This is a genomic window from Burkholderia sp. SCN-KJ, assembly GCF_024656005.1.
In the GTDB taxonomy this organism is placed as follows: domain Bacteria; phylum Pseudomonadota; class Gammaproteobacteria; order Burkholderiales; family Burkholderiaceae; genus Burkholderia.
In genome coordinates, this window is sequence record NZ_JANKOG010000014.1 from 57769 (window position 1) to 72332 (window position 14564).

12 protein-coding genes are annotated in these 14564 nt (G+C 67.8%); 9 read left to right on the forward strand and 3 right to left on the reverse strand.

Annotation, left to right across the window (positions count from 1 at the left end):
* The first annotated feature begins 141 nt into the window (after positions 1-141).
* The gene (locus tag NQV17_RS22550; RefSeq protein ID WP_257773945.1) at positions 142-1191 is read left to right on the forward strand and encodes a LysR family transcriptional regulator; all 1050 of its coding nucleotides are present in this window, start codon (positions 142-144) and stop codon (positions 1189-1191) included.
* Positions 1192-1326: 135 nt separating this feature from the next.
* Here NQV17_RS22550 and NQV17_RS22555 read toward each other — a convergent pair whose 3' ends face one another.
* The 3 genes from NQV17_RS22555 to dprA all read right to left on the reverse strand — a co-directional run bounded on the left by NQV17_RS22555 (position 1327) and on the right by dprA (position 5867).
* Positions 1327-3924 carry a DNA topoisomerase III gene (locus tag NQV17_RS22555; RefSeq protein WP_044847346.1) on the reverse strand — a complete coding sequence of 866 codons (2598 nt, stop codon included), beginning with the start codon at positions 3922-3924 and terminating at the stop codon, positions 1327-1329.
* Between the two features lie 203 nt (positions 3925-4127).
* On the reverse strand, positions 4128-4508 hold the full coding sequence (locus tag NQV17_RS22560; RefSeq protein ID WP_257773947.1) for a thioredoxin family protein: 381 nt from the start codon (positions 4506-4508) through the stop codon (positions 4128-4130).
* Between the two features lie 36 nt (positions 4509-4544).
* On the reverse strand, positions 4545-5867 hold the full coding sequence (gene dprA, locus NQV17_RS22565) for a DNA-processing protein DprA (protein ID WP_257773948.1): 1323 nt from the start codon (positions 5865-5867) through the stop codon (positions 4545-4547).
* A 185-nt stretch (positions 5868-6052) separates the two neighbouring features.
* On the opposite strand from dprA, the gene def reads away from it, so the two are divergent.
* From def to esaR, 8 genes are all read left to right on the forward strand, one after another.
* On the forward strand, positions 6053-6556 hold the full coding sequence (gene def / locus NQV17_RS22570; RefSeq protein ID WP_057924826.1) for a peptide deformylase: 504 nt from the start codon (positions 6053-6055) through the stop codon (positions 6554-6556).
* Between the two features lie 34 nt (positions 6557-6590).
* Positions 6591-7583 (forward strand): methionyl-tRNA formyltransferase, encoded by a 993-nt coding sequence (fmt, locus tag NQV17_RS22575; protein ID WP_257773949.1) that lies wholly within the window; start codon positions 6591-6593, stop codon positions 7581-7583.
* Between the two features lie 110 nt (positions 7584-7693).
* Positions 7694-8335 (forward strand): LysE family translocator, encoded by a 642-nt coding sequence (locus tag NQV17_RS22580; protein ID WP_257773950.1) that lies wholly within the window; start codon positions 7694-7696, stop codon positions 8333-8335.
* A 99-nt stretch (positions 8336-8434) separates the two neighbouring features.
* Positions 8435-9292 (forward strand): zinc metalloprotease HtpX, encoded by an 858-nt coding sequence (gene htpX / locus NQV17_RS22585; protein ID WP_006485774.1) that lies wholly within the window; start codon positions 8435-8437, stop codon positions 9290-9292.
* Positions 9293-9467: 175 nt separating this feature from the next.
* On the forward strand, positions 9468-10856 hold the full coding sequence (rsmB, locus tag NQV17_RS22590; protein ID WP_257773951.1) for a 16S rRNA (cytosine(967)-C(5))-methyltransferase RsmB: 1389 nt from the start codon (positions 9468-9470) through the stop codon (positions 10854-10856).
* A complete protein-coding gene (locus NQV17_RS22595) occupies positions 10853-11443 on the forward strand; it encodes a DUF4390 domain-containing protein (RefSeq protein ID WP_257773952.1) in 591 nt (196 codons plus the stop codon). The genes rsmB and NQV17_RS22595 overlap by 4 nt, the downstream gene beginning before the upstream one ends.
* Positions 11433-13847, forward strand: coding sequence for a sensor histidine kinase EsaS (gene esaS, locus NQV17_RS22600; protein ID WP_257773953.1), 2415 nt, complete (start codon positions 11433-11435; stop codon positions 13845-13847). Before NQV17_RS22595 ends, esaS begins: the two co-directional genes overlap by 11 nt.
* Positions 13848-14549: a response regulator transcription factor EsaR gene (gene esaR, locus NQV17_RS22605; protein WP_257773954.1), complete on the forward strand. Its 702-nt coding sequence runs from the start codon at positions 13848-13850 to the stop codon at positions 14547-14549.
* Positions 14550-14564 lie beyond the last annotated feature (15 nt).

Here is a 14564-nt window from a genome sequence, read left to right on the forward strand (position 1 = left end):
CATTCGCGATCAGTGAGGATTTTTGACTATTTTTATCGTCAAGGCGGCCCTTGTTGAGCAACTCTGCATCATTTCCGCTGTCGTAGGAGAATTACGCATTTGCTTCAACTTTTTGAAGTTGTAACAGCGGCAGGAGTCGTTATGGATCATTTGCAGTCGATGCGCGTGTTCGTCAAGGTTGCGGATCTCGGCAGTTTCGCGCGGGCCGCGAGTGCAATGGATATTTCCAACGCGGTCGCGACGCGTCACGTCGCCGATCTGGAAGGCCGGCTCGGCACGCGCCTGCTGAACCGCACCACGCGCAGCCTTTCGCTGACGGAGTCGGGCCAGGTCTATCTGGAGCGGGCGCGCCAGATTCTCGATGAGCTCGAGGATGTCGAACAGATGGTCGTCGCGCGCAATCACGAGCCGGTCGGCACGTTGCGCATCGTCGCGCCGGTCGTGTTCGGCCTGCACAACCTTGCGCCCGTCCTGCAGTCGTACACCGAGAATTTCCCGAAAGTGGTGCCGGATCTGACGCTGGTCGACCGCCAGGTCGATCTCGTCGAGGAAGGTTTCGACGTCGGCATCGTCGTCACGCGCCAGATGCGCAGCGCGAGCATCGTCACGCGTCGGCTGACCACGGGCTGCATGACCGTGTGCGCGACGCCGAGCTACCTGGAAAAGCACGGCGTGCCGACCCATCCGGAGCATCTCGCCGAACACCCGGCGCTGAGCCTGCCGACCGAATACTGGGGCGACGAGCGCGTGTTCACCGGGCCGGACGGCGAAGTGCGCGTGCGCCCGACCAACGTGATCGTCGCGAACAATACCGCGATGCTGCGCCAGTTCGCGCTGCTCGGGATGGGCGTCGCGATCCTGCCCAGCTACCTGATCGGCAGCGACATCGCGCGCGGCGCGCTGGTCCGGCTGCTGCCGGAATTCCGGCTGCCGCAGGTCGAGATCAACATCGCGTATCCGAGCCGGCGCCACCTGCCCGCGAAGGTGCGCACGTTCATCGACCATCTCGTCGAATATTTCAGCCACTCGACCGACGCAATGATGGGCGAACAGTGGGCCGCACAGAGCGCGGCGCCTGCGCCGATCGGCGTCGAGATGCGTGCCGAGCCGCCCGAATCGACCGACCCGAACCTGCAGCCGCGGCTCGCGCGCTCGCCGCGCGCGCGCGTCGCGGTGCCGTCGCCGCTGTAAAGGCGCGGCGGCCGCGCACCGGCACGGCCGGCAGCAGGCACCAAGAAAAAACGCGGATCGAGCGATCGATCCGCGTTTTTTTGTCGCCGCTTCACCGGCTTACTACGGGCCGGGGAAACCCCGGCGCCCGGTGCGTCAGGAGCCCGTCTTGCGCGCCGTCGTCTTGCGGGCGGCGGTCTTGCGCGCCGGTGCCGGTTTCTCGTCGGCGCCTTCCGTCACGGTTTCGGCATCCTTCGTCGCCGATTTTGCCGTCTTCTTCGCGGCCGCGGCCTTCGGTTCCTTCTTCTCGAACTCGAAACCGATCTTGCCGTCCGGCTGCTTCACGAGGAATGCCTTGAAGTTGCGGCCCGTGCGCGACGACTTGAAGTTCGGCAGCAGATCCGTGCGGCCGTCGGCCAGCAGTTTCGCCATCTGCTCGCGCGTGATTTCCTGCTGCAGGATCACCTTGCCCGAACGGAAGTCGCAGGTCTTCGGATTCGCGACCGAGTGCTCGCACACATAGCTCATCCCGTGCTCGAACACGCGGCCCTTGCATTTCGGGCATGCGCCGACCGGTTCCTGCGCGGAGAAGTCGGGCGCTTCGCCTTCCTCGCCGCCCTGGTCCTGGCCGAAGTCGAACTCGAGCTTGTAGTTCTTCGTTTCGTCGTCGAACGAGAGCTTCAGGATCGCCGAGAACGGACGGCCCATCTTGCTGCGGAAGCCGGACAGCGGACCGATGGTTTTTTCCCGCAGCAGCTCCTCGACTTCCGCGATCTCGAACTGCCGGCTGCCCGGAATCTTCGAGATCGAGAACTCGCACTTCGTGCATGCGAAGCGGCGGTAGTTTTCCTTCACCTGGCCGCCGCAGTTCGGGCACGGCGTCTCGAGCGTCGCATAATCGCCGGGGATCGTGTCGGAATCGTATTCCTTCGCGCGCTTGACGATCTGCTGCGTCATGCGGGCGATTTCCTGCATGAACGCGTCGCGCCCGAGGTTGCCGCGCTCCATCTGCGACAGCTTGTATTCCCATTCGCCGGTGAGTTCGGGCGCGGTCAGTTCCTTCACGCCGAGCCCGCGCAGCAGCGTCATCAGCTGGAATGCCTTCGCGGTCGGGATCAGCTCGCGGCCTTCGCGCACGAGATACTTCTCGCCGAGCAGGCCTTCGATGATCGCCGCGCGCGTCGCCGGCGTGCCGAGGCCCTTCGCGGCCATCGCCTCGCGCAGCTCGTCGTCCTCGACGAGCTTGCCCGCGCCTTCCATCGCCGACAGCAGCGTCGCTTCCGAGTAGCGTGCGGGTGGTTTCGTCACGAGCGCGACGGCGGCGATCTCGTCCGTCTTCACCTTCTCGTCCTTCTGCACCGGCACGAGGTTCGCGTCCGCGCCTTCGGCGTCGCGGCCGTACACCTGCAGCCAGCCCGGCTCGACGAGCACCTTGCCTTCGGTCTTGAAGTGATGGCCGGCGACTTCGGTGATCCGCGTCGTGACGCGGAACTCGGCCGCCGGGAAGAACACCGCGAGGAAGCGCTTCACGACCATGTCGTACAGCTTCTGCTCCGGCTCGGACAGCGACTTCGGCGCCTGCAGCGTCGGGATGATGGCGAAGTGGTCGCTGATCTTCGAGTTGTCGAAGATCCGCTTGTTCGGCTTCACCCAGCCCTTGTCGAGCACCTGCTTCGCGTGCGGCAGGTAGTTGTGGCTCTCCTTGAGCATCTCGAGCGTGGACTGCACCGTCGAAATGTAGTCTTCCGGCAGCGCGCGCGCGTCGGTACGCGGGTACGTCAGTACCTTATGCTTTTCATACAGCGCCTGCGCGAGACCGAGCGTGTTCTTCGCGGAGAAGCCGAAGCGGCTGTTCGCTTCGCGCTGCAGGCTCGTCAGGTCGAACAGCAGCGGCGACAGCTGGGTCGACGGCTTCGATTCCTCGGACACGGTGCCGACCTGGTCGCGGCACGCGGCGACGATCGTTTCGGCGGCCGGCAGGCTCCAGAGGCGCGAGTCGCGCTTTTCCGGATCGAATTCGTCGCGCTTGAATTTCGGGTCGAACCACTTGCCTTCGTAGAAGCCGCCCGCGCATGCGAACTCGGCCTTCACTTCCCAGTAGTCGCGCGGGATGAAGCGGCGGATTTTCTCTTCACGTTCGACGACGATCGACAAGGTTGGCGTCTGAACGCGGCCGACGGTCGTCAGGAAGAAGCCGCCGCCCTTGCTGTTGAACGCGGTCATCGCGCGCGTGCCGTTGATCCCGACGAGCCAGTCGGCTTCCGAGCGGCAGCGTGCGGCGTCGGCGAGCGGCTGCATGTCCGAGTCGGTGCGCAGGTGTGCGAAACCGTCGCGGATCGCCTGCGGTGTCATCGACTGCAGCCACAGGCGCTGGACCGGCTGCTTCGCCTTCGCGTGCTGCACGATCAGGCGGAAAATCAGCTCGCCCTCGCGCCCCGCGTCACATGCGTTGATCAGGCGGTCGACGTCCTTGCGCTTCATCAGCTTGGTCAGGACTTTCAGGCGCGACTCGCTTTTTGCGATCGGGTTCAGGTCGAAATGCGGGGGGATGACGGGCAGATGAGCGAAGCTCCATTTCCCGCGCTTGACCTCGTACTCTTCCGGGGCGGCGATTTCCAGCAGGTGGCCGACCGCGGACGACAGGACGAATTCGTCGCTCTCGAAGTATTCGTCATGCTTGGTAAAGCCGCCCAAAGCGCGCGCGATGTCGTTCGCGACAGAAGGCTTTTCCGCAATGATCAGAGCTTTGGACATGACAGATGTGTGTTGGTAGACCGGGTTCGCCGGCGTGGGTCCCTTTTACGACGGCTTTATAGCACACGCCGCAGCGACGGCGGCTCGGCGTGCAAAAAGCGGCTCATCATAGAGGGGGGGCGCAACGGCGGCAAGCGCGCCCGGCGCGGCGGCACGCGCAACGGCGCGAAAAGCCCGGAAAAGCCGCCCGGCCGGTGCGCGGTTCACGCCTCGACGTTCAGGATATTGCGCAATTTCGGTGCGTGCGGCGCGCCGGGCACGGCGCTCAGGTCGGACAGCATCCGTTCGACGATCGTCGCGTGCGGCAGCACCGTGCCGAAGAAGCGCGCGGTGTTCGCGTCCTCGATCAGGATCGTCGGGAAATTCTCGACGTCGAGATCGTCGAGCCGGTCGGCATGGGTTTCGATGTCGATCCACACGAAGCAGGCGTCGGGATGGGTGTCGGCGAGCTGGTCGAAGGCCGTCCGGTAGTCGCGGCAGGTGCCGCACCACTCGGCGCACAGGCAGGCGACCAGCAGCGTGTCGGGATCGGCGAGGCGCTCGGCGATCCGATCGGCATCGGTGTCGAGATTCAGCGCGGGCATGGAATTCCTTGGGTAGCGTCGGCGGCACGGGCCGCCCTATGCGGGGGACTGTAGCACGCCGGACGCGGGCGGAGTGGGCGCCACGTCAAGCCGCGCGAAGCGTCCGCCGGGCACGCTCGCGACGCGGCCGGCCAGTTCGAGCGCGAGCAGCGCGCGATGCAGCACGTCATCCGACAGGCCGCTCTGCTCGGCGAGCCACTCGTAAGTAACGGGGCCGTATCCCAGTGCGGCGAGCACGGATCGTTCGGCCGGGTCGTCGGGCGGCACGCCTTCGTTTCCGGTCGATGCGGTGGATGGAACGGCGGAAGCCGGTTTCCCGACATGCTCGCCCGCGCGTCGCCCCACGGTGTCGGCTGTTTCGCCGTTATCGGGGTGCGTACGCGAATTCGCCGTGGCGTGGGCGGTGTGCGCTGCCGGTTGGTCCAGCCCATACTCCTCGAGCACGTCGAGCGGCGTCGCGGCGAGCTTCGCGCCGTCGCGGATCAGCGCGTGGCAGCCCTGCGCGAGCGGCGCGTGGATCGAGCCCGGCATCGCGAACACGTCGCGGCCCAGCTCGTTCGCGAGCCGTGCGGTGATCAGCGAGCCGGAGCGCGGCGCGGCTTCGACGACGAGCACGCCGAGCGCGAGCGCGGCGATCAGCCGGTTGCGCTGCGGGAAATGCGACGCCCGCGCGGGCGTGCCGAGCGGCCATTCGGACAGGATCGCGCCGCGCGCGGCAATGTCGTGCGCAAGCTTGCGGTGCCGCGCCGGATACACGAGATCGGCGCCCGTCGCGATCACCGCGACCGTGCCGGTGCGGCCGTCGAGCCCGCCGCGATGCGCGGCGCCGTCGATGCCGAGCGCAAGGCCGGAGACGATCGCGAGCCCCGCGTCGGACAGCGCATGGGCGAAGCGGGTGGCGTCGGCGAGCCCTTGCGGCGTCGCATGGCGGCTGCCGACCACGGCGAGCCCGCGTGCGTGCAGCAGGTCGAGCCTGCCCTTTACATATAGCAGCGGCGGCGGATCGTGCAGGTCGCGCAGCCGTGGCGGATAGACGGGATCGTTGAGCGTGACGATCGCGTTGCCCGGTGTATCGAGCCATGCCAGCGCGGCGTCGGTGCATGCGTCGAGGTCGTCCCGCTCGCTGGCGCGCACCGCCCGCGCGGCGGCAGCGCTGCTCGCCGCGCCGATGGCTTGGTCGGACGCGGCGAGCAGCGCCGCCGGCGAGCCGAATGCGTCGAGCAGCGCGTGCAGCACGGCGGGTGGGATGCCCGGCGCATGCGCGAGCTGCAGCCACGCGCGCAATGCGGAGGTCGTCAGCGCTTGCGGCGACATGAGGTTCCCCTCGAACGCGGCGGCCAGCGGAGCGCGTGGCGCCATGATAAAATTTTCATCATCCGAAATACTCGACAGGGCCGCGCGCACGAGCGCCCGGCCAATTGCAGGAGGCATGACCCGCGGCGTTGATATGCCGCGCGTCTGCCTCATCTTCATTGCATCCCGGCGGCGGCGCCAGCCGGCCGGATGGCCGATGCGGCGCGCCGCTCCACCGAATACCGAACACCATGGCTTTGCTGAACATTCTTCATTACCCCGACAAGCGGCTGCACAAGGTCGCGAAGCCCGTCGACAAGGTCGACGACCGGATCCGCAAGCTCGTCGCCGACATGGCCGAAACCATGTACGCCGCGCCGGGTATCGGCCTCGCGGCGACGCAGGTCGACGTGCACGAGCGCGTGATCGTGATCGACGTCTCCGAGGAGAAGAACGAGCTGCGCGCGTTCATCAACCCCGAGATCATCTGGTCGAGCGACGTGAAACAGGTCTACGAGGAGGGCTGCCTGTCGGTGCCCGGGATCTACGACGAAGTCGAGCGTCCCGACCACGTGCGCGTGCGTGCGCTCAACGAGCACGGCGAGACTTTCGAGCTCGACTGCGAGGGCCTCCTGGCCGTGTGCGTGCAGCACGAGATGGATCACCTGATGGGGCGCGTGTTCGTCGAGTATCTGTCGCCGCTGAAGCAGACCCGCATCAAGACGAAGATGAAGAAACTCGAACGCGCGATGTGACGCGCGTGTGCCCAGCCCGATCCCGAACGCTGTCATGACCCATACGTTGCGCGTGATTTTTGCCGGCACGCCGGAATTCGCCGCGGCCGCACTCGCCGCGATCCACGAGGCCGGTTTTCCGGTGCCGCTCGTGCTCACCCAGCCCGATCGCCCGGCCGGGCGCGGGATGAAACTGCAGGCGAGCGCCGTGAAGCGCTATGCCGTCGAGCACGGGATGCCCGTCGCGCAGCCGCCGTCGCTGCGCCGCGCGGGCAAGTACCCGGCGGAGGCGGCCGACGCGATCGAGCTGCTGCGCGCGACCCCGCACGACGTGATGGTGGTCGCCGCATACGGCCTGCTGCTGCCGCAGGAGGTGCTCGACATTCCGCGCGCCGGCTGCATCAACATCCATGCGTCGCTGCTGCCGCGCTGGCGCGGCGCCGCGCCGATCCACCGCGCGATCGAGGCCGGTGACGCCGAGACGGGCGTCACGCTGATGCAGATGGACGTCGGCCTCGACACCGGCGCGATGATCGAGGAAGCGCGCGTCGCGATCGCGTCCGACGACACGACCGCCACGCTGCACGACCGGCTCGCCGCCGACGGCGCGCGGCTGATCGTCGATGCGCTGGTGCGGCTCGAGCGCGACGGCGCGCTGGCCGCCACGCCGCAGCCGGCCGACGGTGTGACCTATGCGGAAAAGATCGGCAAGCACGAAGCGGCGCTCGACTGGCGCAAGCCGGCCGACGTGCTCGCGCGCCAGGTGCGCGCGTTCGACCCGTTCCCGGGCGGCGTCGCCACGCTCGACGGCGCGGCCATCAAGCTGTGGGCGGCCGAGCCGGTGGCGGCGCGCGGCACGACGGTCGACATGGCGCCCGGCACGATCGTCGAGGCTGCGCCGGAGGGCGTGGTCGTCGCCTGCGGCAGCGGCGCGCTGCGCGTCACGCAACTGCAGAAACCGGGCGGCAAGCGGCTGCCCGCGCGCGAATTCCTGGCCGGCTCGCCGCTCGCCGCGGGCCAGCGCTTCGCGTTGCCTGACGCGGCCTGAGCGTCATTCGACACGGCATCGCGGCCGCGCGCAATCGGCCGGATGGCCGAGTCGCGCGGCGCGGCAGGCGCGCGTAGAATTTCCCTGCGCATTCCGGTTTCGAGGTTCTCATGCTTGGCATCACCCATTTCGGTTTCTTCGTGCTCGCGGTCTTCCTGCTGAACGTCACGCCCGGCCCCGATACGGCGTACATCGTCGGCCGCAGCGTCGCGCAGGGCCGCGGCGCGGGGCTGATGTCGGCGCTCGGCATCTCGGCCGGCTGCTGCGTGCACACGCTTGCGTGCGCATTCGGCCTGACCGCGCTGCTCGCGGCGTCGGCCGCCGCGTTCACGGCGATCAAGCTGGTCGGTGCCGCTTACCTGATCTACCTCGGCGTGCGCATGATCCTCGCGAAGCAGGCCGCCGCGCCGGCAGGCGCCGAGGCGGTGCAGGCCACGGCCGCGAAGCCGCTGCGCCAGCTGTTCATGCAGGGTTTCTGGACCAACGTGCTGAATCCGAAGGTCGTGCTGTTCTTCGTGTCGTTCTTCCCGCAGTTCGTGTCGGCCGACAGCCCGCACAAGGCGCTGGCGTTCCTGGCCCTCGGGTCGGTGTTCCTCGTGATGAGCACCGTCTGGAGCTGCATCGTCGCGTGGGTCGCGGGTAGCATCACGCAGCGCTTTTCCGGCAAGCCGGGCGTCAGGAAATGGCTGGATCGCACGGTGGGCAGCGCCTTCGTCGGCCTCGGGCTGCGGCTCGCGGCGACGCAACGCTGAAATTGAATTTTTCCGGCAAGACCTTATCTAACAAATAGCTTACAATTTTCCGCCGCGCACTGTGATGTCGGCGGGTCCCCTGACGGATAAGGAGTGGGTATGTTCAATTGGGTCAAAACGGCGATGCTGATGGCCGCGATCACGGCCCTGTTCATCGTGATCGGCGGCATGATCGGTGGCTCGCGCGGCATGACGATCGCGCTGCTGTTCGCGCTCGGCATGAATTTCTTCTCATACTGGTTCTCCGACAAGATGGTGCTGCGCATGTACAACGCGCAGGAAGTCGACGAGAACACGGCGCCGCAGTTCTACCGGATGGTGCGCGAGCTCGCCACGCGCGCGAACCTGCCGATGCCGCGCGTCTACCTGATCAACGAGGACGCGCCGAACGCGTTCGCCACGGGCCGCAACCCTGAGCACGCGGCAGTCGCCGCGACGACGGGCATCCTGCGCGTGCTGTCCGAGCGCGAGATGCGCGGCGTGATGGCGCACGAGCTCGCGCACGTGAAGCACCGCGACATCCTGATCTCGACGATCACCGCGACGATGGCGGGCGCGATTTCGGCGCTGGCCAACTTCGCGATGTTCTTCGGCGGTCGCGACGAAAACGGCCGTCCGGCCAACCCGATCGCGGGGATTGCGGTCGCGCTGCTCGCGCCGATCGCCGGTGCGCTGATCCAGATGGCGATCTCGCGGGCGCGCGAGTTCGAGGCCGACCGCGGCGGCGCGCAGATCTCCGGCGATCCGCAGTCGCTCGCCACCGCGCTCGACAAGATCCATCGCTATGCGGCCGGCATCCCGTTCCAGGCGGCCGAGGCGCATCCGGCCACCGCGCAAATGATGATCATGAACCCGCTGCACGGCGGCGGCCTGCAGAACCTGTTCTCCACGCACCCGGCGACCGAGGAGCGCATCGCGCGCCTGATGGAGATGGCCCGTACCGGCCGCTTCGACTAAGTCGCACGGCGCTCGACACATCGCCCCGCATGCCCCGCGCTGCGGGGTGTTTCATTTGTGCGCCCCGTAAAGGGGCCGCATGACCTCACGCTACAATGCGCGGTTTGGAATCGCGGCGGCCACGCGGCCGCAGGGTTCCCGCCGCTCGCGGCACCCGTTTGCCGATCTTGCTCCGATGACACGAACCCGTTCCTCCGCCCCGTCTTCCTCCGGCCGCCCGGCGCGCCTGTCCGCGCTGCATCTCGCGCCCGATTCGCTGGGCTTCGCGCTCGACGCGGCCGCGCAGGCAGTCGATGCGGTGCGGCGCGGCACCGCGCTGCCGGCGGCGCTGGCCGCGGTGTTCGCGCAGATGCCGGCCGGCACGCAGGCGCTCGCGCGCGGCGCGACGCAGGACGTTGCGTACCGGACGATGCGTCGTCTCGGCAGCGCGGACTGGCTGATCGGCCGGCTCGTCAGCAAGGCGCCGCCCGCGCATGTGCATGCGGTGCTCGCCGGCGCGCTTGCGCTGCTGCTCGATCCGGAGGAGGCGGCCGCGTATCCGGCATTCACGATCGTCGACCAGGCCGTGACCGTGATCGGCGCACGTCGCGAGTATGCGTTCGCGAAGGGGCTGGTCAACGCAGTGCTGCGGCGTTTCCAGCGCGAGCGCGATGCGCTCGTCGCGGCGCTGCAGGACGATCCCGTCGCGCGCTGGAATTACCGCGCGTGGTGGGTCGATGCGGTGAAGCGGGCCTGGCCCGACGCATGGCAGGCGATCCTCGCGGCCGGCGAGCGCCAGGGGCCGCTGACGCTGCGCGTGAACGCGCGCCGCGCGAGCGTCGACGCGTATCTCGACACGCTGCGCGCGAGCGGGATCGACGCGACCGCGATCGGCCGTCACGCGGTGCGGCTCGCGTCGGCGCTGCCGGTCGATCGCATTCCGGGCTTCGCCGACGGCGTCGTGTCGGTGCAGGACGCCGGCGCGCAGCTCGCGGCCGAATGGCTCGGTGCGCGCGACGGCATGCGCGTGCTCGACGCGTGCGCGGCACCGGGCGGCAAGACCGGGCATATCCTCGAACTGGCCGACGCGGAAGTCGTTGCGCTCGAAAGCGACGCGACACGCGCGGCGCGTATCGGCGAGAACCTCGCGCGCCTGTCGCTCGCGGCGGACGTGCGCGTCGGCGACGCGGGCGCGCCGCACGCGTGGTACGACGGCCGTCCGTTCGACCGCATCCTGGCCGACGTGCCGTGCTCGGCGTCCGGCATCGTGCGCCGTCATCCCGACATCCGCTGGCTGCGCCGCGAAGCCGACATCGCCGCGCTCGTCGCGGAACAGCGCCGCATCCTGAGCGCGTTGTGGCCGCTGGTGAAGCCGGGCGGCGAACTGCTCTACGTGACCTGTTCGATCTTCCCCGAGGAAGGTGAATTGCAGGCGCGCTGGTTTGAAGCGGCCTGTGAAGATGCGGTACGATTGGACGCGCCCGGCCAACTGCTGCCGGGCGGCGTGCACGGCGGGGCGGCCGGCGCACGCGACCAGAACACCGATCACGACGGATTTTTCTACGCGCGGTTTCAGAAACGGTGACGATCAAACACCTTTTTCCACTTCGGCTTGCGGCCGTCCTGCTGGTCGCGTTGACGCTGTGCGTGACGGTCGTTCGGCCGGCGCGCGCCGAGTCGATCGCCGTGCAGCGCGCATCGCTGCAGGCTGACGGAAGCGGCTGGAGCCTCGATGCCCGCTTCGATTTCGAGCTGAATCCGAACCTCGAGGATGCCGTCAACAAGGGCATCCCGCTTTACTTCACGACCGACTTCGAACTGGGCCGCGCGCGCTGGTACTGGTTCGACGAGCAGCCGGTGTCGGTGTCGCAGACGATCCGGCTGTCGTTCCAGCCGCTCACGCGCGAGTACCGCGTGTCGACGGGCGGCCTGCAACTCGGCTTCCCGTCGCTGAAGGACGCGCTCGCGGTCGTCCGGCACATCACGTCGTGGCACGTGATCGACCGCAACCAGGTGCGTGCCGGCGAAACCTACACGGCCTCGGTGCGGATGCAGCTCGATACGGCGCTGATGCCGAAGCCGTTCCAGGTCGACGCGGTGAACAACCGCGATTGGACGCTCGGGTCGGACTGGAAGCGCTTTACTTTCACGGTGACCGAACGTGCTAAATAAAGTGCGCCGCGCGGCCAGCGGGAAGAGCCTCCTCGTTCGCGTGATCGTCTCGACCGTCGCGATCACCGCATTGCTGCTGCTCGTGCTGCTCGCGGCCGCGAGCGCGAACACCGAATTCTTCGACCGCTACTACTCGTGGCTGTACGCGACGAACATCGTCGTCGCGCTCGTGTTCCTGCTCGTGGTGCTCGGGCTGATCGGGATGATCGTCGTGCGCCTGAGGAAGGGCAAGTTCGGCACGCGGCTGCTCGCGAAGCTCGCGGTGTTCTTCGCGCTCGTCGGCGTGGTGCCGGGCGGGATCATCTACATCGTGTCGTACCAGTTCGTGTCGCGCAGTATCGAGTCGTGGTTCGACGTGAACGTCGAGACCGCGCTGACGGCCGGCCTGAACCTCGGCCGCGGGATGCTCGACGCGTCGCTGTCCGACCTGCAGACGAAGGCGCGGCTGATGTCCGACCAGCTCGCGAGCGTCGATGCGAACACGAACGGCACGACGCTCACGCTGTTGCGCCTGCGCGACCAGTTCGGCGTGCAGGATGCGACGATCGTCGAGCCGAGCCGCGGCGGCTCTGGCGCGGCGCCCGAGCTGCACATCGTCGCGCAGGCATCGGGCAATTTCGCCGCGCTGATTCCGGACGACCTGCCGACGCCGCTGATGCTGAGCCAGGCGCGCGAACATGGCGCGTACGCGGCGATCGAGGGCGAGGTCGACGGCGACCCGCGCGCGCACGGCGCGAAGGGCGCGCTGCGGCTGCGCGTCGTGCGGCCGATTCCCGACGCGACGACGTCGCTGCTGCAGCCGGCGGAGCGGTTCCTGCAGCTCACGCAGCCGGTGCCGCCCACGCTCGCGCACAATGCCGACGCGGTGCAGCGCGCGTATCGCGAGTACCAGGAAAAATCGCTCGGCCGCACGGGCTTGCGCAAGATGTACATCGGCACGCTGACGCTCGCGCTGTTCCTCGCGACGTTCATCGCGATGATGCTCGCGCTCGCGCTCGGCCAGCAGCTCGCGCGGCCGCTGTTCCTGCTCGCGCAGGGCACGAAGGAGATCACGGAAGGCGACTACACGCCGAAGCGCGAGATCAAGTCGCGCGACGAGCTCGGCTTCCTCACGCAGTCGTTCAACGCGATGACGCGCCAGCTGTCCGAGGCGCGGCTCGCAGTCGAGAAGAACCGCGTCGCGCTCGAGCATTCGAAGACGTATCTCGAGAGCATCCTCGCGAACCTGACCGCCGGCGTGTTCGTGCTCGATCGCCAGTTCCGGCTGACGACGGCCAACCGCGGCGCCGAGCGCATTTTCCGGCAACCGTTCGGCGCGATGATCGGCACGGCGCTCGACCGGATCGGCGTCGTCGCGGAATTCGGCGCGATGGTGCGCAAGGCGTTCGCCGATCGCGAAGCGGCGTCCGACGACGGCGGCGGCGATCGCGGCCACTGGCAGCAGCAGTTCGCGATCGAAGTGCCGGGCGAAGCCGATCCGCTGACCTTGCTCGTACGCGGCACGCGCCTCGTATCGACCGTCGAGGGCGAGGCCGACGATCCGCAGACGTCCGGCTACGTCGTCGTGTTCGACGACATCTCCGACGTGATTTCCGCGCAGCGTTCGGTCGCATGGGGCGAGGTCGCGCGGCGGCTCGCGCACGAGATCAAGAATCCGCTGACGCCGATCCAGCTGTCGGCCGAGCGCCTGCAGATGAAGCTGTCCGACAAGCTCGCGCCGCCCGATGCCGACGTGCTCAAGCGCGGCGCGACGATGATCGTCAACCAGGTGGCCGCGATGAAGCGGATGGTCGACGACTTCCGCGAATATGCGCGCACGCCGCCGGCGGTGCTCGCCAACCTGCAGCTGAACGAACTGGCGAGCGAGGTGCTCGGGCTGTATGGTGTCGGCGAAGGCAAGAGCGCGATCGTCGCCGAACTCGCGCCGTCGCTGCCGGTGATCCGCGGCGACGCGACGCAACTGCGCCAGGTGATTCACAACCTGCTGCAGAACGCGCAGGATTCGGTCGCGGAAGTCGCGCATCCGCGTGTGTTGATCGAAACCAAGACAGTAGAATATGGCGACCCCGACGCCGAGGGCAAAACGCGCGTCGCGGTACGTCTTACCGTGTCCGACAACGGGCCCGGTTTTCCGGCACGCATCCTGACCCGTGCGTTCGAGCCTTACGTGACGACGAAGGCGAAGGGCACGGGGCTCGGATTGGCCACGGTCAAGAAAATCGTCGATGAGCACGGCGCGCGGATCGATCTGCGCAATCGCATGCACGGCGAGACCGTCGAGGGTGCGCAGGTGTCGATCCTGTTCCTGCAGATGGCGAGCGATACGCCAGGCGTCGAATCCGGCGCGCAGGGCGGGACGGCTCCCGCCAAGACAAAAGCAAGTGTGCAGACAAAGGCAGCGTAAATGGCAACCATCCTGGTGGTAGATGATGAAATGGGCATCCGGGAATTGCTCTCGGAGATCCTCAGCGATGAAGGACATGTCGTCGAGGCGGCGGAGAACGCGCAGGCCGCGCGGGAATACCGTCTGAATCAGGCGCCCGATCTCGTGCTGCTCGATATCTGGATGCCCGATACCGACGGCGTCACGCTGCTCAAGGAATGGGCGGCGCAGGGCCTGTTGACGATGCCCGTGATCATGATGTCCGGGCACGCGACGATCGACACGGCCGTCGAGGCGACGAAGATCGGCGCGCTCGATTTCCTCGAGAAGCCGATCGCGCTGCAGAAGCTGCTGAAGTCGGTCGAGCACGGCCTCGCGCGCGGCGCGGCACCGGTGCCTGCCAACGCGGCGGCGAAGGCGGGCGGCGGCCAGGCATCGGGCCCGGCGGCGGTCGCGTCCGCGGCCGCGCTGCCGACGCTCGGCGACGACATGGCCGCGGCGCTCGGCTTCGCGGGCCAGACGGCCGCGATTCCGTTCGACATCCCGTTGCGCGAAGCGCGCGACGCGTTCGAGCGCGCGTACTTCGAATATCACCTCGCGCGCGAGAACGGCAGCATGACGCGCGTCGCGGAGAAGACGGGCCTCGAGCGCACGCACCTGTATCGCAAGCTCAAGCAGCTCGGCGTCGAGCTCGGCAAGAAGCCGTCGGAAGGGGCCGTATAAGAAATTTCACGAAAC